Raw genomic sequence first — 23,541 nt, 5'->3', positions numbered from 1 at the left:
GGTAGTTTCCGTGAATATCCGTCACATCCGTTTCATCCGTGTTCTATTCTCCGCACCAATTAAGGCATACCTGGTTTCTACTCTTCTGCAGCCTCATCTTCTTTTTCCTGCAGCAATTTACCTTCTTTATCTCTTTTCAATTTTACGTTGGGCTCATCGCTTGTACCCGAAACCATAAGCGGAATACCTATAATGCCTAATGGCGGTAAGCCAATTCTTCCTTTCAGGTTTAACATGCCATCAAAACTAACCTGCCCTTCAAACCGCGGACGCAAACCGGCTATGCGAAGTTTAACTCTTTCAAGGGTAATGATATTATTATTGATCTTTGTTTTTACTGCTACACCTTTAACATCGGCATCTTTTAAATCCTTATAATCTGTTTCCCTGCTTACGGCATTCATCATTTTAAAACCCATAAGCTTTACCTGCTTTAATGTTAGCACACCACCGCCTTTTAAAGAAGGATATACTACATTCATATTTTTATCAAGTCTTCCTGCTAATGTATAGTCAAGTCCTGTAATTCCCTGTATGGAAGATGCTGAGGAAGCCATTGCGCGAAACATAGGAATTTCGTTATATGCTTTTGCTATAGAAAATGAGTCAGCCTTCACTTTAAAGTCAAAAAAAGCTTTGCCCGGTGTTTCGCCATAATAAGAAGCATTCATTTTAAAAGAAGCATCAATTAATTTGAAAGCAACATCTTTTAATGTGATCTTCCCCGTATCAACAGCAAGTTGTCCTTTAAAATCATTGATGAATATACTATCGTAATTTACCTTTTTAATATTGGCATCAAGGCTTACGGAAAGATTATCCGGGATCATCACCACACCCTGCCCTGTAGCAGTATCGGTTGTATATTGTTGTGTTGAATCACCGGATGCGAACGCGGTAAACTCGCTTACATTTATGTAATCAGATTTTACCGAAAATTTTCCATAAAGCTTTTCATCATTACCCACAAAATAATTGATCACATTATTAAGGTATCCATTCATTATAAAAGAAGATGACCCATAGCCGCCATTAAATTCATTGAACCACATTTTGTCCTGCTTAAAACCGAAGATGCCGGTATGTATAGTAAATGGCAAAGGAAATGATTCGGCGTACAATTTTACCTCTTTCAATTTCAGCTCTCCTGAATTTACCAGTAGTTGATATTTTCCGGCGGCGGCATCGCTTTGTTTTCCTTTTATATTAAGATTTGCCTCTATTAATCCGGTAACATCATAACCATTTACCGCAAATACCTTATATATTTTACCAAGATCAATGGTTCCTGCTGATTGAATATTATACTGCACATCATCAGGATTTTTGATATCAGCTTTTATGGTAAACGGCTGTCCTTCAAATTCAAAACTCACCGGTTGAACCTGTATAGCGGTACCTGCCAATGTGCCGTCTGCATTAACTATATCCGTTATAATATTTATTTTTTGAACAGGATTGGGATAATATATTGTTTGCAGTGTTCCGTTTTGTAGCTGCAGTTTTCCCTCTGTAACCGGGAATAATTTTTTTTCCGGGCTGTATACGCCTTTTACTTTTACAGCCAGTACGAGGTCGCCGGCTATATTAAACTTTTCAACAGGAATAAACTGTTTGATATCCTCCAGTTTAAGACTGGATGTTATATCAGCTTCTATTTCCGGCTCGCCAGGGTTAGCAATTTTCGCATAACCTTTGATGTTATTATTCAATGCAACTGCGTTAATATTATCTATCTCTACAGTAGTATGCCTGTAATTGCTGTCTGCACAGGCGCTCTTAATATCAAAGCTGATATCGTGTAATGCCTGCGGCAGCGAAGTAAATTTGACGTAGCCGTTTTTTATTGTTGATTGCAATTGAAATACAGGTATGCTGGTGATGATAATATCCTTCCGCCATTTAGCTGGATTCTGGGCTTTTGTGTATTTGCCATTTGCTTTAAAATCAATGGTGCATTGTCCTTTTAAATCTATATCATTCAAACCCAATGCCCTGTCCCAATTTTCAAGATCAATATCCGCCTTTACAACCGAATTGATAAACGGTTGGGCTAAACCTATTGTATGAGAAACTGCATTGAAATATCCTTTGCCTAAAGTGAAGCAAAGCGTATCTATATTCACATGCATACTGTCGGTATTAAGCGACGGGATATCTGCATCAAGCCTGATCAAAAGATTTTCCACAGGAACCGGCGCGTTTTTATGTGATATATACCCGCCATTGATATCAACAGACAGATCAAGATCCGGCGCGGCGTTCATTTCCTTACTGTAGATACCTTTCAACTGCATATTGAATTTAGCTTTACCCTTCACTTTTGTATCATCAAGCCAGGTTCCCAGGTCGGGTGGAATAGCGGAAATGATCTCTTCTAAGGTGGCTTTGGTAGAAGATAACCTGAAATCCATATCGTAACCATTCTTCAGAAAATCAAAATGGCCTTCAAAGAACACCGGCAAGTGATTAATGCGTATCCTGTTTTTTTCAAAAACAAGCGCAAGCGAATTGGTATTTACTTTTGTAATAAGTTTGGCTTTCAACGGTTTCTTATTCACGTAGGCTTCACCGTTATAAACAAAGCTGAAAGAGTCAGCAGACATCCGTGTATCTAAATCGAACACGGATTTTGAGAGGTCTCCTTTGCCGGTATAATTCAGGTTATTGGCTATAATGGCGACAGGAACAGATTCATCATCATAATGCAGGTTACAATTTTCCAGTATTATGCTTTCGAGGCGCAGGCCGGTATTGGAAGCAATTGTATCTGTACTTTCTGTTGAGGAAGATTTGTAAATATTGTAGCTCGCCTTACCTTCTTTATTCACCTTAACATTAATATCTGCATTGGAGAAATATATTTTATTGATCTTTATGGCATCAGAAAAAATGGTAGTTACGTCAATACCAAATGCCACTTCCTTAGCACCCACCAGTGTATCTTTTTGAAATGGTGCTGACCCTAAAATGCTTACATCTTTTATGGTAAGCGTAAGCGAAGGAAAATGATTAAAGAAAGACAGGGAAGCGCCGGAAAAGTCCAGTTTACTGGTAATGGATTCATTAGCAAATGCTTTGATCTTTTTTGAAATAGCCTCCGGAAAGATGAATGGTAATATGAATAAAAGCGCGAGTATGGAAAGTATACCTATACTACATATTTTCAGCGCTTTCACAAGCGCCCCCTTCGTAAATGGTTTCATAAGTTTGAATAATAACGGCGGCAAAACTACCACATTAATATAAATATAATAAGCAATTATATACTAATACCTATTTTGCATCGCTTATCATATCTTGCATTTATAACGTTTTATCAAATTATATATGCGTATTATATCTTATAATCTCAATGGCATTCGTGCCGCTATTAATAAAGGTTTTTTAGATTGGCTGAAAACCGATCCTGCGGATGTTATCTGCATCCAGGAAACCAAGGCGCAAAAAGAGAACGTTGATCATACCCTTTTCAATGATCTTGGCTACCACGATTACTGGTATAGTGCTCAAAAAAAAGGCTATAGCGGTGTGGCAGTATTTACTAAAATAAGGCCGGATAATGTTGTGTTTGGTACGGGGCATAAGGTAAGTGACGATGAAGGACGGGTAATTCAGCTCGATTTTGGAGATATCCGGCTGATCAATGCTTATTTCCCTTCCGGCACCAGCGGCGATGAAAGGCAATCATTCAAATATGAATGGCTGGATGAGTTTTTTGTATACCTCGAAAAATTACGGCTGCAATTCCCTAATCTTATTTTATGTGGTGACTACAATATTGCGCATAAAGAAATAGATATTCATGATCCCAAAGGAAACAAAAAGTCTTCCGGATTTTTGCCGGAGGAGAGAACCTGGATGGATAAGTATATTGAAAGTAAATGGATTGATACTTTTCGCGTATTTCATCCGGAACCACATAGATATAGCTGGTGGAGCCAGCGGTTTCCGAGCGTAAGACTAAATAATAAAGGTTGGAGAATTGATTATATAAACGTTACCGAACCTTTGCGCAACAGGCTGGTTGATGCGGAAATATATCCTGATGTAAAGCATAGTGATCATTGCCCGGTATACCTGGAGATAAAGCGGTAAGTTAGTGAATGGAAAATTAGTAAAACCTGAGAAGTGAAAGGATAGATGTGAGCCTGAATTTTGTTGCAGGTTGCAGGGGGGTGTTACAGCCAGAAATATTCGTTAAATAGCCACAGAAATGCGCAATAAGCATGGCTTGTATCTTGCAGGCAATCATGGTTACAATCCTAATATCTTAGCATCAACACGAAATGTGCTGGATATCCTGATGGTTACATCTTTATTCAGCACTTTATCAGTTGTGGTTTTTAAACGAAGCTTATATTTATCGTTCATCAGGTACGGTTTTAAATTCGCGTTACTGCACTCTAAAACGATCTCCTTCACACCGGCATCCGGCATATTATTTTTCCAGGCGGCTTTCAGTTCTTCCTGGCTATCTGCAGAAATATATACCTCAATACTTTTTAAAAAATCAAAGCTTTGATCCTCAGGATTGGTGATCGTAATTTTCATCTCTTTTAATGTGATTGTTTCAATAAGATTTTTAGCAGTATTATGTCCCTCAAACTGATCTTCAGATTGAGTTTCCACATCGGGAGTATTAATGTCGAATGGGATGAGTGTTGCTACTCCGGCTTGTATTGTTGTTTCGCAATTATACTTCATATCAAACTTCGTTAACTCCGAAATTTTTTTGCAGGAGATTGACCATAAAGCGAAAGTGCAGCCGATAGCATAAAAAACCAGTTTCATACGCGAAAGAGTTTTACCTAAAACGCTGTATAAAAAAAGATATTTTCTTTCAATAGCCTCCCTGTTCTGAAATAAAAAACCGGGGCTGCATTATGCAACCCCGGTTTTCTATTTCTATAAATTAATATCAATATCCGTCATTCTGCACCAGGTAACCCGGAAGGCTCGATGCTCCATCAATGGCATTTTGCGGTATGGGGAATATTCTCTTTTTAGTATCTGAGTTTGTTTTCTCTGTCCATGTACCTTCGTATTTTCCGAAACGGATCATATCGGTACGACGAACATTTTCCCAATACAATTCAAAACCTCTTTCACGGAAAAGTAAATCGAGATTCATCTCCGTTAATGCCGGGGGAGTTATACGGGCTGTTCTTGAAGCACGTACTGTATTTACATCTGCAAGAGCAGCAGCTTCATTACCTGAGCCTTTACGCAGTTTAGCTTCGGCACGCATCAGGTAAATATCAGCGAGGCGCAAAATAACAATATCATGTTCTCCAAAATTTCTGCCACTTACTGAACCTTTGCTGAATTCATATTTCTCTACTCTGTAACCGTTGTTGTAATTGCTGCCTGCAGTAGTGAAATCAATCAACTCTGTAAAGTACACAGGCAAATCAGGGCGGTTACGGGTATTGTTATATAACTTGCCCACCTTCATATCTCCGTTACCACAGGTTTCAAAAACACCATTTGTTCTTATCAGTCCATATTGTTGCCCCCTTAATATACCACGGTCAATTTCAAACTGGTTGGCAGGAAGGCAGGTTTGCGTTGTATCGAGATTACGTTTAAGGAAACGTCCATCCATATCAGCAGGATCATCAGGTGCATAGGCCTGTGCCCATGACTGATAAAAATCTGAAGTAATGCCAGGACCATCTGTGCCATTTGCACCAGGGTAAGCAGGTAAAGGAAACTGATCGCCGGACAGGGAGAAGTATGCCATACGGTTATGCCCGTTCAGATCTGCTCTCTGATCCACCGCGAAAATCAATTCTTTATTGGTGTGATTTTCATCATCAAATACTTCAAAATATTCAGGTGAAAGCGCAAACTTGCCTGAATTGATGATATTATCGCAGTATTGGATCACCTTATCCATATCATCGCTGGTAAAGGAGAATGATGATGCATAAATATCCCTGTATACTGCTGATTGCAAATGTAATCTTGCGAGCAATCCCCATACAGCCGCTTTTGTAATCCTGCCCGGCCCTGTATCATCGCGAACGATGGGCTCAATCGCAAGCAGTTCTGACTTAATGTATTCTATTGCCTCACTCCCTCTTAAAACAGTAGAAGTTACATCCAGGTTATCTTTCTGAAAAGCAATTCCAAATAAATCGAGGCACAAAAGATTATAATAGGCACGCATGCCCCTTGCTTCTGCAATAAATAAAGGGGTATTTGAATCTGTATTAGTATTCAAAGTATTGAGCGCTAAAACAGTTCTTGAAATTCCCTGGGTAATGTTATTCCAAACATTCCTAACATTCGGATCACTACTGGTTGTTTCATGCTTGTGCAGCGAAATATAAATACCATTATCACCCCAGTCTGTTCCGCCCCTGTATGGCAGAATAGCCTCATCAGTTGATATTTGCTGTAATGCGAAATACTGCGTATGTTGAAATAAGCCCGGAAGAATGGCATATACAGGCGCTATAATACCTTCCGCAATTTCTTTATCTGTTGATCCTGTACTGGATGTTTCATCCAGTATTTCTTCATTTAACTTAGTACAACTGCCGAGCACAGTTACTACTGCAGATAATGAAAGGATATAAAATATTTTCTTGATCATTTTGTTCAAATTTTAGAATGACAGATTTAAACCGAAAATAACCGAACGCGCTTTGGGATAGCTCAGGTAATCTATACCGTAAGACAATACCCCGTCAATCGGTCTTTCGCCATTTACCTCAGGATCGTATCCATCATATTTGGTAATTACAAACAGGTTTTGCGCTGTAACAGACAGGCGCAAACCGGTAATCCATTTCTGAATACCAAGGCTGCTTGTTTTGAAGTTATAAGCCAACATAGCATTATTAAGCCTCAGGAAGGCGCCATCTTTCAGATACCTTGTGCTAACACTTGCCGGGTTATTAATGGATTCATTAGCATACTGTACCGCTTCTGAAGTGGTATTTACATTCTTGGCAATTTTTGCTCTGTAAAAATTAGATGTAGCAGTATTGTCATAAATCTTGTTACCGCCAACGCCGTTAAAGTTCACACTGAAATCAAAACCTTTGTAAGAAAGATTGGTAAAGAAGTTGTAGAGGTATTTTGGTACAGCTGTACCGGCTGCAATACGATCTTTTGCAGTTACCACGCCGTCTTTATCCGTATCTGCATACTGGCTTGTACCATCAGCACCTATACCTGTAAATTCAAGCAGGTAAAATGTGCCTATAGGCTGATTATTGATATAACCATTTAATGTAGCGCTGGTAAGCCCTGAACCGGTTGCATAACCAGAGAATATTACCTGGTAGGGAGAACCGGTTACATTATTTTTCATGAAAGTGGCATTACCACCAATACCCCAGGTTAAATTAGCAGAGAATTTTTTTCTGTACTCCAGGTCAATTTCCACGCCGGTGTTGGTAATTTCCATGCCTGGTATATTAGCCCAGTACTGGGGACTTGGCTGAACAGGATCTTGTGGAGGAATAGATAATAAAATGTTTTCTGATACTTTATGGAACCAGTCTATTGAACCGCTCAATGCACCATCCAGTAATCCAAAGTCTAAGCCGATATTGGTTTGGCGGGAAACTTCCCATTTGAGGTTGGGATTAGCCAACCTTGAATATACCGTACCGCCGGGGTAAGCTCCTGTTGGATACAAAGGATAACTTGAACCTGAAGAAACGGTTGTTTGATATAATGCCTGTGTAACTTTTGGTGGAATTTCCTGGTTACCGGTCAATCCCCAGCCAGCCCTGAGTGCCAATGCACTGAAAGCGGAATTCTTCATGAATTCTTCTCCTTTAATATTCCATTTGGCAGAAAATGACGGGAAATAGCCGTATTTATTGTTTTCTCCAAATTTGGTTGAACCATCCATCCTGAAATTAACAGTCAGCATATACCTGTTATCAAAGCCATAGTTGATACGTGCAAAAAAAGACTGTATCTCATTAATGTTTGCATTACCATAAGGCTTATTATTTGCAAGCGTTAACTCTTGTCCGCTACCGGGATTGTAAACAGGATCAAGATCATTAATCGGTAGTTTATTTACACTGTAACCCCGGAAATGATACAGGATATTCTGATAAGAATGACCTGCTAAAGCAGAAATGCTATGCTTGTTTATATCAGTAGTATAAGTAAGATAATTTTCAATAAGCCTGTTGCGGATATGTGTCAATTGCGTTTCAAGTCTTCCGTCCCTTTGAGGAACCGCGCTTGCATAAGAAACATAATCGCGGGTACTGTTGGAGTTGTCAATACCAAAATTAAGACGGTAAGTAAGTCCGTCAATTATTTTGACGGTAGGGGAAATATTTCCCATTATACGGTTGATGCTTGCCACATCTTTATACAATTCCAATTCGAGCAACGGGTTACTCATATTCTCGAATTTTGCAGGATTGCCATCAGCATCACGTGCAGGAAAAGTAGGATTATTGGAAATAGCACTTCCCAATAAAGATTCTATCGGCGGACGACGATTATTCGTATTGCTTGCCGTCAGATTAACGTCAACGGATAAACGATCATCAAGAAATTTTTGTGTAGCGTTAAATCTTCCGGTATATCTCTTGAGGTTGCTTCCTTTTAAAATACCGTTTTGATTTTGCGCATTTAATGAAGCATAATAAACCAGCTTATTAGCACCGCCGCTTAATGTGAGATTGTTTTCGAAAGTTGTTCCTTTCCTGAAAATTTCCTTCTGCCAGTTGGTTGAAGAACCTTCGTCTTCAAGATCTCCGCCTACAGCTACTACCTGCTTTTTAAATTCTTCAGTAGAAAATACAGGCAGCATGCGTGCTACATTCGAAATGCCGGCACTGGAGGTATAATTTAAAGTAGAAGTTCCGGCACGTCCTCTTTTGGTAGTAACAATCACTACACCATTAGCGCCGCGTGAACCATATATAGCTGTAGCGGATGCATCTTTAAGTACATCCATTGACGCGATATCCTGTGGATTTAAAAAGTTCAAAGGATCTCCGCCGCCGGTACCTGCATTATCAAGCGGAACGCCATCAATCACAAACAAAGGCCCGCTGCCACCTCTAACAGTACCAGCCCCGCGAATTACGATATTTGTATTGGCGCCGGGCTCACCGCTTGTGCTGGTGATGTTTACACCGGCAACCTTACCTTGCAATAATTGTTGCGGGTTATTTACAATACCCCTGTTAAAAGATTCAGCCTTTACTGATTTTACAGCACCCGTCACATCTTTTTTACGCTGGGTACCGTAGCCCACCACCACCACATCTTCAAGGTTTTGGGCAGCCACTCTTAAAGTAACTGAAAGCTGCAGACCGTTATCACCAACAGTGCCATTTACTGACTCTGTAGCATAACCTACATAACTTATAGTAAAATTGTAGCGCCCGTTTGCGAGTCCTGAAAAAGTAAATACGCCCTCGCCATCAGTTGTAACGGTTGATCTCGATCTGGAGGAAACATTTTCTGCCGTAACAGTAGCACCGGCAACTGCTTCACCGGTTTCGGTTTTAACGGTACCGGTTACGGTTTTTTGAGCTTGCGCCGACAGGCACAGAGATAATGGTAATAGCAATACCATTAACCATAGCAATCGTTGTCTCATAAGCTTAGGTAATTTTGGTTAATTAATTTGTTGCAGGTAAACATAGTATTATAATTTTGATTTGGTTAGTTCACAACTCTTGCAAACGTTTGCATTTTTTTGTAATTTGAATATTCCCGGGAATTGATGTAACAAGGCAAGTATCAGTGTAAATGAGCAATTGAACGCAATTGCCATAGCATTATGCAAAAAAAATATCTAAGCATTACGTAAATGTTAAGCTGTTAAGAAAAAAATATTATTATTTAAGCAATTGAAACTCATCTTCCGGCAACATTATTGATGTTATTACAAATTATTTCAAAATCTATCATTGCATATTTATGACTACAATTCCGGGAATGTTAACAGAAGGACTAAAAAGTGAGTATGAAGGTCCTAACTGGCTTTGCATTCCGCTGAAGGATACACTGGCTACGATAGAAACCGGGAAAGCATTCTGGAAACCACATGGAAATGTTCATTCTATTGCAGCGATTGTTTGTCATATTATTGCATGGCGGCAGGCATTGATAAAGGTTTTGAATGGTATAGAGAAATGGGAATTAGACCAGGAAGCTTCTTTTGATACTACAGCATTTGGAAAAGAGAATGATATTGCATGGAGTAATATCAAAGCCATTCTGGAAAAAACACAACATGAATTGCTGGAATTAATATCCAACACATCATCTTTTGAAAAAACAGTTCCTGCAAGAAATTATAATTATCATTTTTTTATTTCCGGTATTGTATCTCACGACACATACCACCTTGGGCAAATTGTTATACTTGCCAAACAGTATGATGCGCACAGGAATAATAACTGAAATCACGATTTTTTGCTGCACATGGGGAAACAAACATTAAAGGCGCCGGGAATAAATGAATACGTTACAGGTAAAACTTCATGCTGATTACTGTACCAATGATTTAAATACCTTCTCATTCACTTTAACGGGATATTTTTTCTTTAATTCTGTAAGCCATTTCTCTTCCAGTACAGCCTGGTAATCATTCATTACAAGCCCGCGGGCTTCTTCAAAACTTTTTTGATCAGGCCCTTTATATGTATTGATGATATATACAAAATTCACGCTGCCGTCAGAACTGTCAGTAACCATTTCCGTTAGTTTGCCAGGTTGTATACTGGTATTAATGCCGGGAATCTGAGCTATATCAAACCTGGCGGAATCCGCTATAATTTTTCCTGATGTACTTTCTGATAATCCTTTCCATTTTTTTATATAAGGTTGAATATCTTTCCTTATTTCTTCTGCGGTTGTTTTATCTGCTACGGTAAAAAATATTACGCCGGCACTTTCTCCCCACATATACTTACTCGTATGTTCATCATAATATTTTTTTAAAGTTGTTTTATCTTCCCCAGCTTTATTCCAAACCTTTCTCTCCATTACCTCAAATAATAAATTACCATCAGAAAATTCTGCAACCTGGTCGCGGAAACGGCTATCGTATTTTTCAAGGTTACGGCGATAGTAGCTGTTTGCTCTTAATGCAACAAATTGTTTCATCATTTCATTATAGGGCAGAATAGTTGTTCTTCTCGTTTCCTGTACATAAGCTGTCCAGTCACTCATGGTTACCTGGTCGGCGCCTATAGAAAATAAAACTGTTTTTTCATTTATACCTTTCAAAGGTATAATGCGGTTATTATTTAAAAAGCTGTCTGTCGCGTTCCACAATTCTTCGTCGTTCTGAAATATTTTTTTATATCCTGTTTTATTAAGTACCTCTTTAGCAAATTGCTCCCTTGCCATTTTTTCACGGCTATCCTGCAATACCTGGTCTTTGAACAAAGTATTTATCTGCAGTGTATCTGTCGCAACGGGCTGATGCTTAATTCGTTTTACAATATGAATGCCGAAAGGTGTTTCAAAAGGCTTTGTAACATCACCATCTTTCTGTAAAGAAAATACCGCATTTTCAAATACCGGTTCATATCGTCCAACACCAAAATCAGGCATTAATCCGCCTGTTGCAGCGGCATTTCGTTCACCACTGTATTGCCGCGCCAATGCTTCAAAATCTCCACCTTTTATAATTATTGAATACAACGAATCTGCCAGGCGTGATTGTGCGGCTTTTTCTGCTGCAGTTGGTTGAGTAGCATATGCCAGCAATATCTGCGCTGCGCTCATCCTGCCAAATGCCGGGCGCTCTCCTGTTTTCATAATAATATGATAGCCCAGGTTGCTTTTATAGGGGGGAGCATAATCACCTGTATTTAAATTATACGCAATGTTTTCCAGCGCATAAGGAAGGGTAAAAACAGTTATATACCCAATATCTCCTTTATTGGTTTCCACAGATGGATCCTGTGAATACTTCATGGCTACAGCTGTAAAATTCTCTTTATTGTTCAGTGCAGTATATGCCTGCTGCGCCACTGCAAACGCGGCAGCGGTATCTGAAAAAACACCATTGGTATATGAAGTGGCCCGCCTGGTGGCATTCTTATCAAACGGAATAAAAATATGTGATAACCGTATATCTTTCTGGCTTCTTTCAAAAGCCTCCCTGCTTAAACTCCGGATCATTTTTTCATCATTGGTATATTCCTCTTCCAGTTGCGCACGAAAATTTTGAACATCATTTTTCTGGCCAGCCAATGTATCAAGCCGCATATCTTTAGCTGCTTTTACCTTTAACTTAAAAGCAATAAAAAGGTTCAGGTATTCACGCATAGCCTGCTCACTTTTATCGCCGGTATTATTCTTATAAAAAGCGCGTAAAAATTCTTCCTTGTCTACTTTCTCTCCTTTATAAGTAAACAATGTTTGTGCATACAGGTTGATACTGTATATAACCAAAAAAACGGCAATGAAGATTTGTTTCATATGCTCCGGCTTAATTATTGTGCTTACCATGTATACGGCAATAATTACTTTTTATTGTCTTTCAATTTCACCTCTATCAGCTCATCCAATTGTTCGTAATTCAGTTTTTTGGCAATAATGTGCTTGTCTTTGTCAAGCAGGTAAAGCATTGGTGTTTGATACACATCAAACAATTGTTTGTAGCCGGGTTTTCCGGCATTGTATTCAGCATCTTTAACTTCGGGTAACTGGTATACATGTATCCAGTCTTTCAACTGATGTTCATGTATAAATTTGAGCCAGGCATCTTTGCCTCCATCCGTCATTACACCATATACCTGTATTCCCTGCTTTTTCCATTTATGCTGAAAAAGTGAATCGAGCTTTGGCACTTCAACCTGGCAGTGCCCGCATGTAGCATCCCAAAAACATAAAACAATATACGGCGCGTTCACACTATACAGGGGTTTGGATTTTCCTGAAGTGTCAACCATATTCATATCAGCGGCTTTTTCGCCAATCAAATTTGCCATCACACTGTAAGCCCGGTCAAATACAGCCTTTTTATATTTTTCACTCATCCAGTAATCTGCTTTTCCGGGAGCATAATACCTTTCAAAAAGATTTACAAATACAGCATCCTGACCCATATATGTTGGGTTAATATATTTTTCTGTAAGCGTGGAAAGCAGGTATTTGAACATTTCCTTGTTGGATGAAGAGATGTCAAGAATGGTATTGGCTGCTTTGCTTAATGTATCCGGATGTTGTATCAATACATTATTGAAATACCGCTGAAACTTAGGTTCAAATACCGGCGTTCTCATCAAACGCTCATCCGCAAATGAAACGCCATCCCAATAATGTTTTTTATAATATTGGTAAGCGAACAATGAGTCATATTTGCCCCCCGGATGTTTTGTTGCATCAGGCACTTTGGGCTCCTGCAGCACATTAAAAATGGCAGACAACAAATGCGTGGGGTGTGCTTTTACAAATTGTTCCCGGTATTCTGTTGTTTCCGTATTCAGCTTTGTGATCTGTGTTTTAATTTTTGCAGTATCGGGATTGGCAGGATTATCTTTCAACTGCTTTTGAAGACCAACAATTGCCCTTCCTTTTTCCTGTGCAATTTTCTGGTATGCCACAAACAAGTCATTGTCCGGGGAATTGGTAAATTTTATTTTGCCGATAATATCAGTTGTATCTGCAGCAACAGAAAAGTGTTGCTGTTTATCTATCAGCATTTCAAACCACCCGTTTTTTGCAGGAAAAATAACCATATATACACCGCCCGGAAGTTTGTCTTTCCCCGAAAATGTTACTTCACTTTTATCATTCAGCGCTACAGAATCAATAATATATTGCTTGCTGCCAAAATGATGCCCCAGGTATAAATACCCTTTTGTAAATGGTTTGAGTGTAACCTTAATCTGGTAGCCTGCTTGCCCGATACCTGCAAATTGAAAAAGGATAAAGATGGCGAAAAAAATACTTTTCTTCATATGTATAGAACGCTAATCTTCTTTGTTAACGTTTTTAAATGTGGAATTTTTTTTGAGATTGAGCTGCTCTTCAAGCAAAGCAATGATCCTGTCCTTATCTGCCACCGCTGCTTCCAGCACAGCCACCTGCTTTCGTAGCAGAACAATTACTTCCTCCCTGGCTGATAACGGCGCGGCGCCTCCCCGGCTAAAGTTACCAGCTACAGGGTCATTATCATTTCTTACAATCATTTCCCCTGTCCCTGTCAGCACCCACTTAAGGTTCAGATCCTCATATCTCTTGTGAATTTTCTCTACTATATCCGATCCTATTGCACCCTTGCCTTTGAACTGTTTGTTTAAATATCCATTGGAAATATTACAAGACTGCTCAAAAGTGTAAGGTTTTATTTTTTTGTAATTCAGATACCTGTATAGCCTGTCTATCGGTCTCAAAGATAATATTTATGATTTATGGAGATAATTGGCAATAAAAACGTTTAGCCCTGCAAATATCCGTTAAACAAAAGTTATAGTGTAGTTAAGTATTGTGCGTTTACCCTGGGGTTACACATATTTTCGTTCGGTTACTTCAATCAAAAAAACCTCCGGGAAACACTCCAGGGTATTCCGAAAAAACCACGTCATTACTACAGTCTATTATAATCCAGCTGCCTTCTGCGATTTCCTTCTCAAGTTCATCAGTATCCCAACCACAGTAGCCAATAAATATTTTGATATCAGCAGCAGACAACATCTTATTATTAATATGCTCAATTACCTGTTTAAAATCTCCGCCCAGGTATATGTTATCTGTAACCGGGATGCCTGCTGTAATAAGATCACTTCGCCTGTGAATAAAATAAAGGTGTTCTCTGTCTACCGGGCCGCCGGTATATAAAGGAAACGCAGGACTTTTACTGAATTCTACCAATTCATTAAGGGAACGGTCAAATACTTTGTTTACCACAAAGCCCAATGCGCCCCTGTCATTGTGTTCCGCAATAAAAACAATTGATCTCCTGAAATTTTCATCATCCATTAAAGATGAGCTGATCAATATAGTGCCTGCTGAAATATGCATTGATATAAGGTTGAGCTTATGCTATTAAATTAACGAATTACGCATTTATAAAAATGGTTTTAAAAATTTAAAATAACATCTTTAACATGCCCAAAATAAAAGAGCCACACATTAAAGCATGACTCTTTTGTAGCAAATACTTTTACAATTACATTACCGCATCTTATAGTAATTTCTTTTCGCTTCAATGATCTCCTGGTCGCGATCGTGCTTTAAATCACGAACAACTTGTTTTCTTTCAGCTTTTGAAATGCTCTTATCGCTTTTTGCAGATTTAATTTTTTGCTGGTAATCGTTTTTAATATCAGCTATCTGCAGATCAAGCTTTGTAGGGCGATTGTAAAAATGGCTATATGCATACGGATTACCGAAGCCCCAGTAAGGATTGTATCCATAATAAAATGGAGAATAAGCGCCCATTACAAGCACAGGCCTCGGAGCTATAACTCTTACACCGCCACGAGGACCTTTTTGAGCGAATACTCCTGTCGCTAAAAATGTTACTGCTAATATCACAATTATCTTTTTCATACTCTTTAATTTTAAGTCTGCATATAAGACTCAAAACAAAGAAAAATGCTTAAACAGTTTCAGGAGTATAACAATTTTATAACTATTGTGAAAGGGTTTAACAGCAGTCAGCGGTCAGCGGTCAGCTATTAGCTATTAGCCATAAAAACGTAGAGACAAGTCCTGCCTTGTCTCTACCCCTGCACGGGAAACTCGCCGGAGGCCATCATCAGCTGATGGCTGACCGCTGATACCTGATGGCTATCAGCTACTCCAATATCTTCTCTACAATCTTCCCTGATTTTTTTTCTTTTAAAATGAGCTTCTTTGCGCCGTAATGCGTTACCTCTTCCTTTACGAGATAATGATCATCATCGTAAGAAACCAGGTGGCTATCTTTTGATACGCCTGTTTTCCCCCTCCACACATCCAGCTTAACAGGCTCCCACTGTTTACTTTTTGCTGAGCGATAAGCTGCGTCAAGTACACAGTTCACCACATATCCATCATAAAAAGTTTCCTTGGGTGCAGTGCCGGCTTCCATAGCATTGAACATATCCATAAACATATGATTATATCCCAATTCATTCAACTCATCTCCTACCGGGAATAACCAGCCGCTGTTGCTCTCTGCTTTTTCGGCAACATAATCAGCGCCTTTACCGGTGGTGAACATATCAAAACCTGTACGCAAAAAACTGTTGATCCAGATGGTACCTTCTGTTCCCATTACTTCGTCACGCAGATCCAGACCTCCGCGGAAAGTCCAGCTTACTTCAAACTGTCCTATGGAGCCGTTTTCATATTTTACCAGTCCAATAGCATGATCTTCCGCGTCAATAGGTTTTACCTGCGTATCTGCCCAGCACATTACTTCAACAGGTTTAATATCCTTGCCAATATAACTGCGGGTAATTTCAACGCAATGGCAGCCGAGATCAAGAATACATCCACCGCCTGCCTGCTCAATATCCCAGAACCAGTCGCTGTGCGGGCCGGGATGCGTTTCTCTCGATTTAGCCCAGAGTATTCTTCCCAGGGCGCCGCCTTTCACGCTTTCAAAAGCCTTGATGAATTTCGGCGTATATACAAGGTCTTCAAGATAACCGTTAAAGATGCCGGCTTTCTCCACAGCCTCCAGCATGCGTTTAGCTTCTTCGCCATTCCTGCCTAAAGGCTTTGTGGTGATAACCGCTTTTTTATGCTTACAGCAAAGCATAACCGCTTCTTCATGCAAATTATTGGGAAGTGAAATACAGACTACTTCCACTTCAGGGCGTGCAATGGCTTCCTCCATTTTGGTGGTCCGGAACGCAACATTATAATCCTGTGCAAATTTTTTAGCGCTTTCTTCCCGCCTTGAATAAATAGTTACGATCTTATCCTTGCTTCTGTATCCCTGCAGGGAGTCTGCATAAAACCTGCCGATAAAGCCGGAACCGAGCATAGCAATGTTCATGTGTAAGTTATTTTAATTTTTAGCAATCAGATATTAAACAGCCTGTTCAATTTCTTTTTTCTCTTTAAAAAATAAAAGAAAATATATCAGCACAGCAACAGCAATATACGCCGGCACAAACCAAATACGCATCCAGTCATGCCCGCCGTCTGTGTGCTTATACAGGTCTACAATAATTCCGGATATCCATGTGCCGATCAACATACCAACGCCATATGTTGCAAACGTGAAGAGACCTTGTGCGGCATTTTTGATTTTTGGTCCCGCTTTCTTCTCAGTATACATGTAACCTGTCACAAAAAAGAAATCATAACAGATGCCATGTAATATAATCCCTCCATACAGCATCCAGAGATTGCTGCCAGCATCGCCATAGGCAAAACATACATAGCGGAGTATCCAGGCAACCATTCCCAGCAAGAGCATATTCTTTACACCAATGCGTGTAAACAAAAACGGAATAGCTAAAATGAATATCGCTTCAGAGGCCTGCCCAAGTATCATTTTTTTAGCAGGCTCGTTTACATTCAGTTCATTTAAAAACGGGTTGGCAAAACCATAATAAAATGAAAGGGGTATGCAAACCAAAATAGCTGCTATAAAAAATATGAGGTAAGATTTATTTTTAAATAACACAAAAGCATCCGCGCCTATAGCACCCGAAGCGGAGCTTTCAGCTGCTTTACCTTTGGGAGGAGTATTAGGCAAAGCAAAACTAAACAATCCTAATACGGCTGAAATTGCTGCCGCAATTAAAAAAGTAGTATTCGCCTTTTCAATTTTTAATGAGCCGATCACAAAGCCTGCAACAATCCAGCCCAATGTTCCAAATACCCTTATCCAGGGAAATTGTTTGCCCGGATCGTTCATTTGCCCAAAAGCTATGCTGTTTGATAAAGCAATAGTAGGCATATACAACAGCGCATACAGCAGAATAACAAAAGGAAAAACAGTACTGGAAGTAACAGTTGTAGTAAGATATAAAAGCACCGCACCGCCCAGGTGTAAAAAACCCATAATACGTTGTGCTGCAAAAAAACGATCTGCGATCATACCTACAAAAAAAGGAGAAATGATAGTAGCTAATGCCATTGCAGAATAGGCATAGCCAATTATTTTATCAATTCCGTCTCCTTTAAAATGCTCACCCATATAGGTTCCCATAGTTACATACCATGCCCCCCAAATAAAATATTCAAGGAACATCATTATCATCAGCCTGGCTTTTGTTGATATACTCATATTTTTTTCTGAAATCGTGATTGGAAATCGGAAATTACAAAAGAATGTGATTGGAAAATAATTTTAAATCTATTTAATGATTTGATCAGGATTTAGCTTTCAGAAAAATCTAAGGCAATCTCAATTGTGAAAGTTGTAAAAGATTGCTTCACCCGCCGCAACATACCTTTAATTTTAACTTCATGCGGGCGGGATCGCAATGACGGCTGAGGGCAGCGTCATATCGATCCCGCCTGTACGTTATATTGAGTTACGATATCTTCTGGCGGGAGAGATATCTGCCGGATATTGGCGCTAACGCTCAACTTTTGTACTATAGCCCAACAGATTTCTTAACCGCTGTAACATACTCTAATTCAATCTCCATGAGGTGGGGTCGAATGGCAAGTAGAATGTTTGTACTTTGCTATCAGCACTAAATCAAAAATGTGTTATTATTTAATCTCTCACTTTCAATGCAGACCCCGCCTTCGTCGGGGTGACAGACTGTAGTACAATGCTGAGCTGTGGAACAATAGTTGAACATTTATGCCAATGCCTACTACTGCCCGCAAGCCTGTATACAGAAGCACAAGGCATCTGCATTCATTACGATTACTGTTAGCATGGCGACATCCGGAAGGCTGAAAACCAGCCTGGAATACCACTCATCATAATCCATGTTTTGAAATACGAACAGAATTATTATTTTTGCTACTCTCAATACACGCATTATGAAATTGTAATTATACTCAGGGAAGCCGCAAGACCAAAAGGCCAATCTGATATTTGTATTCCCTGAGTCATCCGGCCTTGAATTTTCATTATACAAGTTTTACTATTTTTTATATGACTGAAACAAATACCAGGCAAAATACTTCTGTCTGGCAAACAATAAAAGACGCCATTAGTGGCGAGGAACATGACTACACTACGGGCAGCATACGAAAAGCAATTTTTTTATTAGCCATACCTATGATGCTGGAAATGGGTATGGAAAGCGTATTTGCAGTAGTTGATATATTTTTTGTAAGCCATCTTGGCAAACATGCCACATCCACTGTAGGACTAACCGAATCTGTAATTACGATCGTGTATTCACTCGCCATGGGCATCAGCATGGCTGCAAGCGCGGTGGTGGCAAGGCGCGTAGGTGAAAAAAATAAAGAGGGCGCTTCACAGGCTGCGGTACAATCACTAATACTGGCTATAGCGATAACCGTTATTGTAAGTATATGTGGGGTAGTTTTTGCAGGAGATATTCTGCGCCTGATGGGTGCTGAAGAAGCAACTGTAAAAGAAGGTATGACATATACCCGCCTGCTTATGGGTTCAAGCGTGGTAATCATGCTGCTTTTTCTTATCAACGGTATTTTCAGGGGTGCAGGCAACCCGATGATTGCAATGAAAAGTTTGTGGCTGGCGAATATCTGCAACATCATATTATGCCCTTTGCTCATCCGCGGCTGGGGACCCATACCGGCTATGGGTTTAACCGGCGCAGCGGTTGCCACTACTATAGGCAGGGGTATAGGCGTGATATATCAATTATATACTCTTTTTAATGGCAGCAAGGTCATCCGCATTACGGTGAATCATTTTAAACCGTATTGGCCGGTGTTGAAAAATCTTGCAAATATTGCCTGGCCCGGAACATTACAGTTCCTTATTGGTTCTGGCAGTTGGATTGTGCTGGCAAGTATAGTTGCGCGTACAGGTCATAGTGAAGCATCTGCCGGATACCAGGTAGCATTAAGAATAGTAATGTTCTTTATTCTGCCTGCCTGGGGCATGAGCAATGCTGCAGCAACGCTGGTTGGTCAGAATCTTGGAGCCGGCGCCCCGGAAAGGGCAGAAAGATCGGTAATGACAACTGTAAAATATAATGCAATCTTTATGGGAGTTGTATCGCTGATTTTCCTGGTTCTCGCAGAATTTATCATTAATTTTTTCACAAACGAAACCGATGTAAAAAAGTACGCGGTATCAGCTATGCGCATCATTAGTGCCGGATATGTGTTTTATGGTATCGGCATGGTGATAGGTAATGCATTTAATGGCGCAGGTGATACACGCACTCCTACATGGATCAATTTTTTTGGTTTCTGGTTTTTACAGATACCCGTTGCGTGGCTGATGGCACATACATTCGGCTGGGGACCAACAGGTGTGTTTGTAGCTATACCCGTTGCAGAAACAGCCATTACCATAGCGGCTTATGTGATTTTCAGGAAAGGGAAGTGGAAGCTGGTAAAAGTGTAGGAATATAGTGAAAGGCGAAGCGTTGCTCCTTCATGCTCCGCCTTTGCTTTTACTGGCAGCGCAGATGAGTATTATACATACCACATTGCGAAAACGGTCATGGCAGAAAAGTATGCCAATGAAATAAGGTAAACTTTTACTTCTGCTGTTGCGTAATGCGTAATAAATTGTTTCATAGACACTGTTTTTTAGATTAAAATGACAGGGCCCGGATCAAATAATATTTTGACAGGGGAAGTAATCAGTAGAGTTACGGACGGACGTTTAGGATATCAGTTTTTAAAAACGGGACTGAGTTAAAACAACGCGTTATTTAAACCATGCTAATAACGGTGAATAAGTTGTGAATATTGTATCTTATGGTAATCATCATAAGCAAAAACCTTAATTGTATTTAAAAGGATTACTGTTATGAGAAAAATAGCTTTATTAGGATTAGGCAAAATGGGGCAGGGAATAGCATTAAGTATTTTAAGATCTGGTGAAAACCTTACGGTGTGGAATCGCAGTATTGAAAAAGCAGGTCCGGTGCTTGACGCAGGTGCAAAATGGGCCGACACGCCGGCAAAAGCTGCTGAAAACGCAGACTTTGTAATAGCAATGTTAAGCGATGATACCGCATCAGCAACAGTATGGCTTGGCGAAAATGGCGCTTTGCAAAGTATAAAGCCAGGAGCATTTGTAATTGAATGTTCAACCTTATCGCTGGATTATGTACAAAAACTTTCTGAGGCGGTTATTGCAAAAGGATTAGTATATATTGATTGCCCTGTTACCGGCATACCGAGCGCAGCTGCAGAAGGTAAGCTAACGTTATTGGCCGGTGCAGAAAAACATCAACTTGAAGCATGTGTGCCGGTATTACAATCATTTTCAAAAAGTATAAAGCACTTTGGCGCCATAGGCAGGGGCACCTGTTATAAACTGATGATCAATCTTATGGGAGCTGTGCAGATTGCGGCATTGGCAGAAGGTATAGCCCTATGTGAAAAACTTGGACTGGATACTGAAACTGTAATCGAATCTATAGAAACCAGCGCTGCTGCAAGTCCCCAGGTGATACGCTATACACGCAGAATGGCAGAAAAAAAATTTTTGCAGGATCCTTCGTTCACTACAACATTACGCCATAAAGATGCCTTATATGCATTAGCATTAGCAAAGGATGCCGGCTTTGTTGCGAAGCTTGGAACAGTAGCTGCACAGTGGTTTGCAGAAGCCGGGCAACACTATAAAAATATGGACGAAGCAATGGTGATTGATATAATAAAGGCAGGTAATGAATAAATAATCATTTCTTGCGGAAATTGCCTTTGCTTTAATGATGAAGAATCGCCGGTAAATGTTTTAACTGATCAGTTGCCCCAAATATTTTTGATGATTGAAATATTATAGTTGACCTTAGTATCTAAATTTTTTTAATTATGCTTAATCATTTTCGCAAATCAACCCTTCTCATTCTTTCGGGAATTTTTATGTTAGTGCTCACTATTGCAGCCTGTAACAGCCAGGAAGCACAGCAAAAAGAAGAGGCTGCAACAGTTAAGCCCGTGGATACAGCCCCTGCGGTTGACACCACCCACATGGATACCGCTACCACCAGACCGGTTAAAGGCGGCAACTAACTTTACAGTTTAGCTGATTGCTAACCTTTGCTTCTATTCATTTCCGTTAATATCCTCCTGCTGCACTTTTAGCAGTTTCAATTTCCTGTTATGCACTTTTGATCTGTTATCCATCAGTTTTTCTATCAACCAATGTTCCATACGGTGATGCGCGGGAATAAGTATAGCTGCAATCACAACAAAAATGAGTATTTCCAGTAACGGTGTGTGATGGGTTATTTCCAATACATAGGGATGCAGCAAAAGTGTGAGGTATTCAAAGAAGAATAATAATGAAACAATCCCCAGGCCTTTAATTACTCTTATGGGTATGTTTATACGGCTCAGTATAATCGTTAAAGCAAAGAAGATAGGGATAAATATGCCGATAAAAAGCAGTTGCAGTTGCTGTGAGCGCTCTTTCAATGCAATTCTTTTTTCCTCTTCTCTTTCCACCTGTCTTAACTGTTCATTGCTTGAAATGATTTGAACTTCCTTGATCTTATCCCTGCTGTTAATAGCATCATTAAGCTTGTATACTTGCTGCATATATGTAAAGGCGCTGTCTATATTCCTTGTTTCCTTATAGCAATCAACAAGCATCTCCGTAGCATCCAGTTCATGCGTAAGAAAGCCATCTTTTTTAGCAACGAACAGAGAGATGCCGGCATAATGTATTGCCGAATCCATTTTATTCATCCTCTTATACAGCCTGGATAAACCGAGCGCGGCCTCACAAAATATATCATCATCATTGGCCGCACTGAGATATTTGAGCGCTGTCTGATAATTCAGCAATGCAAACGGGTAATCATCTTCTGTTAAATAACAATGTGCCAGGCCCGTCATTGATGTACCTATAAAATCTCCATCGCCGAGCTGGCGGGCAATCTGCAATGACTTATTAAAATAATTATACGCAGAGTCAGGCATATTGAGCCTGTAATATGCATCCCCCACATTCAGCGCAATATGGTATTTGAACGGTTCAATGTTATAGGTAGTAATAATCGAATCTGCCTGGAAATAATATTTCAGCCCTTCCCTGTATTCCTCCTGGAAAACGTATACAATGCCGATATTCATTAACACACTGGCGAGGTTATACCGGTTTTGTCTTGTTTCTTCAAGCTTCAGTTTTCTCAAATTAAAATCAAGCGCTTTAGGGTAGTTACCTATCTTCCTGAAAACTTCTGCGGTTATACCCAGCGACCTTGACTCACCTTCTGTATACTTTATGCGTTTTGCCAGGAACAAAGCCTGCTGCACAGTTTTTAAAGCGGTATCAGGCTGATACATGCTAACGGCATCGGCCAGCTGCCACATCAATATTACTTTTGTTGTATCATTTCCTGCAGTTACCAGCAATTTCTCCAGGCTATCGGCTTTTTGCTTTTGCGCGTATGTGCTATAAATGCCGCAAACAAGTATAATCGCAAGAAAATATCTTAGCCGGGAATGCAGTTTAGTAAAAGGGATGATCATTAATGAGCTATTTCG

General features: G+C 39.8%; 17 protein-coding genes. 5 read left to right on the top strand and 12 right to left on the bottom strand.

Annotated features, from left to right (window positions below; translation table 11 throughout):
- Window positions 1-77: 77 nt before the first annotated feature.
- Window positions 78-3,206 carry an AsmA family protein gene (locus DC498_RS19680; protein ID WP_116875875.1) on the bottom strand — a complete coding sequence of 1,043 codons (3,129 nt, stop codon included), beginning with the start codon at window positions 3,204-3,206 and terminating at the stop codon, window positions 78-80.
- 124 nt (window positions 3,207-3,330) lie between these two features.
- Here DC498_RS19680 and DC498_RS19675 point away from each other — a divergent pair, with 124 nt between their 5' ends.
- The gene (locus tag DC498_RS19675; protein ID WP_116875874.1) at window positions 3,331-4,098 is read left to right on the top strand and encodes an exodeoxyribonuclease III; all 768 of its coding nucleotides are present in this window, start codon (window positions 3,331-3,333) and stop codon (window positions 4,096-4,098) included.
- 159 nt (window positions 4,099-4,257) lie between these two features.
- Here the strand turns inward: DC498_RS19675 and DC498_RS19670 are convergent, their stop codons facing one another.
- The 3 genes from DC498_RS19670 to DC498_RS19660 all read right to left on the bottom strand — a co-directional run bounded on the left by DC498_RS19670 (window position 4,258) and on the right by DC498_RS19660 (window position 9,598).
- The gene (locus tag DC498_RS19670; RefSeq protein ID WP_116875873.1) at window positions 4,258-4,794 is read right to left on the bottom strand and encodes a hypothetical protein; all 537 of its coding nucleotides are present in this window, start codon (window positions 4,792-4,794) and stop codon (window positions 4,258-4,260) included.
- Window positions 4,795-4,921: 127 nt separating this feature from the next.
- Window positions 4,922-6,604, bottom strand: coding sequence for a RagB/SusD family nutrient uptake outer membrane protein (locus DC498_RS19665; RefSeq protein ID WP_116875872.1), 1,683 nt, complete (start codon window positions 6,602-6,604; stop codon window positions 4,922-4,924).
- Between the two features lie 12 nt (window positions 6,605-6,616).
- Window positions 6,617-9,598 (bottom strand): SusC/RagA family TonB-linked outer membrane protein, encoded by a 2,982-nt coding sequence (locus DC498_RS19660; RefSeq protein WP_116875871.1) that lies wholly within the window; start codon window positions 9,596-9,598, stop codon window positions 6,617-6,619.
- 323 nt (window positions 9,599-9,921) lie between these two features.
- Here DC498_RS19660 and DC498_RS19655 point away from each other — a divergent pair, with 323 nt between their 5' ends.
- Window positions 9,922-10,407: a DinB family protein gene (locus DC498_RS19655; RefSeq protein WP_116875870.1), complete on the top strand. Its 486-nt coding sequence runs from the start codon at window positions 9,922-9,924 to the stop codon at window positions 10,405-10,407.
- A gap of 87 nt (window positions 10,408-10,494) precedes the next feature.
- On the opposite strand, the gene DC498_RS19650 is transcribed toward DC498_RS19655, so the two are convergent.
- The 7 genes from DC498_RS19650 to DC498_RS19620 all read right to left on the bottom strand — a co-directional run bounded on the left by DC498_RS19650 (window position 10,495) and on the right by DC498_RS19620 (window position 18,196).
- On the bottom strand, window positions 10,495-12,438 hold the full coding sequence (locus tag DC498_RS19650; RefSeq protein ID WP_165813905.1) for a peptidylprolyl isomerase: 1,944 nt from the start codon (window positions 12,436-12,438) through the stop codon (window positions 10,495-10,497).
- 44 nt (window positions 12,439-12,482) lie between these two features.
- Window positions 12,483-13,922, bottom strand: coding sequence for a TlpA family protein disulfide reductase (locus DC498_RS19645; RefSeq protein ID WP_116875868.1), 1,440 nt, complete (start codon window positions 13,920-13,922; stop codon window positions 12,483-12,485).
- Between the two features lie 12 nt (window positions 13,923-13,934).
- Window positions 13,935-14,357: a hypothetical protein gene (locus tag DC498_RS19640; RefSeq protein ID WP_116875867.1), complete on the bottom strand. Its 423-nt coding sequence runs from the start codon at window positions 14,355-14,357 to the stop codon at window positions 13,935-13,937.
- Between the two features lie 136 nt (window positions 14,358-14,493).
- Window positions 14,494-14,985 (bottom strand): YqgE/AlgH family protein, encoded by a 492-nt coding sequence (locus tag DC498_RS19635; RefSeq protein ID WP_116875866.1) that lies wholly within the window; start codon window positions 14,983-14,985, stop codon window positions 14,494-14,496.
- Window positions 14,986-15,138: 153 nt separating this feature from the next.
- Window positions 15,139-15,516 carry a hypothetical protein gene (locus DC498_RS19630; protein ID WP_116875865.1) on the bottom strand — a complete coding sequence of 126 codons (378 nt, stop codon included), beginning with the start codon at window positions 15,514-15,516 and terminating at the stop codon, window positions 15,139-15,141.
- A 247-nt stretch (window positions 15,517-15,763) separates the two neighbouring features.
- Window positions 15,764-16,954 (bottom strand): Gfo/Idh/MocA family protein, encoded by a 1,191-nt coding sequence (locus DC498_RS19625; RefSeq protein ID WP_116875864.1) that lies wholly within the window; start codon window positions 16,952-16,954, stop codon window positions 15,764-15,766.
- Window positions 16,955-16,987: 33 nt separating this feature from the next.
- Window positions 16,988-18,196 carry a nucleoside permease gene (locus tag DC498_RS19620; protein WP_116875863.1) on the bottom strand — a complete coding sequence of 403 codons (1,209 nt, stop codon included), beginning with the start codon at window positions 18,194-18,196 and terminating at the stop codon, window positions 16,988-16,990.
- An 828-nt stretch (window positions 18,197-19,024) separates the two neighbouring features.
- Between DC498_RS19620 and DC498_RS19610 the strand changes: the two genes are divergently transcribed.
- From DC498_RS19610 to DC498_RS26015, 3 genes are all read left to right on the top strand, one after another.
- Window positions 19,025-20,437, top strand: a complete 1,413-nt coding sequence (locus tag DC498_RS19610) for an MATE family efflux transporter (RefSeq protein ID WP_116875927.1) — start codon at window positions 19,025-19,027, stop codon at window positions 20,435-20,437.
- Window positions 20,438-20,848: 411 nt separating this feature from the next.
- Window positions 20,849-21,724 carry an NAD(P)-dependent oxidoreductase gene (locus tag DC498_RS19605; RefSeq protein ID WP_116875861.1) on the top strand — a complete coding sequence of 292 codons (876 nt, stop codon included), beginning with the start codon at window positions 20,849-20,851 and terminating at the stop codon, window positions 21,722-21,724.
- A 137-nt stretch (window positions 21,725-21,861) separates the two neighbouring features.
- On the top strand, window positions 21,862-22,062 hold the full coding sequence (locus tag DC498_RS26015; RefSeq protein ID WP_133176911.1) for a hypothetical protein: 201 nt from the start codon (window positions 21,862-21,864) through the stop codon (window positions 22,060-22,062).
- A 33-nt stretch (window positions 22,063-22,095) separates the two neighbouring features.
- Here the strand turns inward: DC498_RS26015 and DC498_RS19600 are convergent, their stop codons facing one another.
- On the bottom strand, window positions 22,096-23,526 hold the full coding sequence (locus tag DC498_RS19600; protein WP_116875860.1) for a tetratricopeptide repeat protein: 1,431 nt from the start codon (window positions 23,524-23,526) through the stop codon (window positions 22,096-22,098).
- Window positions 23,527-23,541 lie beyond the last annotated feature (15 nt).

Source organism: Terrimonas sp., assembly GCF_003075435.1.
Classification (GTDB): Bacteria; Bacteroidota; Bacteroidia; order Chitinophagales; family Chitinophagaceae; genus Agriterribacter.
Note: the sequence above shows the minus strand (reverse complement) of the source record. Positions and strands in the feature narration are given on the sequence as shown.

Excerpts from the sequence above, each read along its gene's own strand:
- DC498_RS19680 (WP_116875875.1), bottom strand. The coding sequence starts at position 3,206 with ATGAAACCATTTACGAAGGGGGCGCTTGTGAAAGCGCTGAAAATATGT.
- DC498_RS19675 (WP_116875874.1), top strand. The coding sequence starts at position 3,331 with ATGCGTATTATATCTTATAATCTCAATGGCATTCGTGCCGCTATTAAT.
- DC498_RS19670 (WP_116875873.1), bottom strand. The coding sequence starts at position 4,794 with ATGAAACTGGTTTTTTATGCTATCGGCTGCACTTTCGCTTTATGGTCA.
- DC498_RS19665 (WP_116875872.1), bottom strand. The coding sequence starts at position 6,604 with ATGATCAAGAAAATATTTTATATCCTTTCATTATCTGCAGTAGTAACT.
- DC498_RS19660 (WP_116875871.1), bottom strand. The coding sequence starts at position 9,598 with ATGAGACAACGATTGCTATGGTTAATGGTATTGCTATTACCATTATCT.
- DC498_RS19655 (WP_116875870.1), top strand. The coding sequence starts at position 9,922 with ATGACTACAATTCCGGGAATGTTAACAGAAGGACTAAAAAGTGAGTAT.
- DC498_RS19650 (WP_165813905.1), bottom strand. The coding sequence starts at position 12,438 with ATGAAACAAATCTTCATTGCCGTTTTTTTGGTTATATACAGTATCAAC.
- DC498_RS19645 (WP_116875868.1), bottom strand. The coding sequence starts at position 13,922 with ATGAAGAAAAGTATTTTTTTCGCCATCTTTATCCTTTTTCAATTTGCA.
- DC498_RS19635 (WP_116875866.1), bottom strand. The coding sequence starts at position 14,985 with ATGCATATTTCAGCAGGCACTATATTGATCAGCTCATCTTTAATGGAT.
- DC498_RS19630 (WP_116875865.1), bottom strand. The coding sequence starts at position 15,516 with ATGAAAAAGATAATTGTGATATTAGCAGTAACATTTTTAGCGACAGGA.
- DC498_RS19625 (WP_116875864.1), bottom strand. The coding sequence starts at position 16,954 with ATGAACATTGCTATGCTCGGTTCCGGCTTTATCGGCAGGTTTTATGCA.
- DC498_RS19620 (WP_116875863.1), bottom strand. The coding sequence starts at position 18,196 with ATGAGTATATCAACAAAAGCCAGGCTGATGATAATGATGTTCCTTGAA.
- DC498_RS19610 (WP_116875927.1), top strand. The coding sequence starts at position 19,025 with ATGACTGAAACAAATACCAGGCAAAATACTTCTGTCTGGCAAACAATA.
- DC498_RS19605 (WP_116875861.1), top strand. The coding sequence starts at position 20,849 with ATGAGAAAAATAGCTTTATTAGGATTAGGCAAAATGGGGCAGGGAATA.
- DC498_RS26015 (WP_133176911.1), top strand. The coding sequence starts at position 21,862 with ATGCTTAATCATTTTCGCAAATCAACCCTTCTCATTCTTTCGGGAATT.
- DC498_RS19600 (WP_116875860.1), bottom strand. The coding sequence starts at position 23,526 with ATGATCATCCCTTTTACTAAACTGCATTCCCGGCTAAGATATTTTCTT.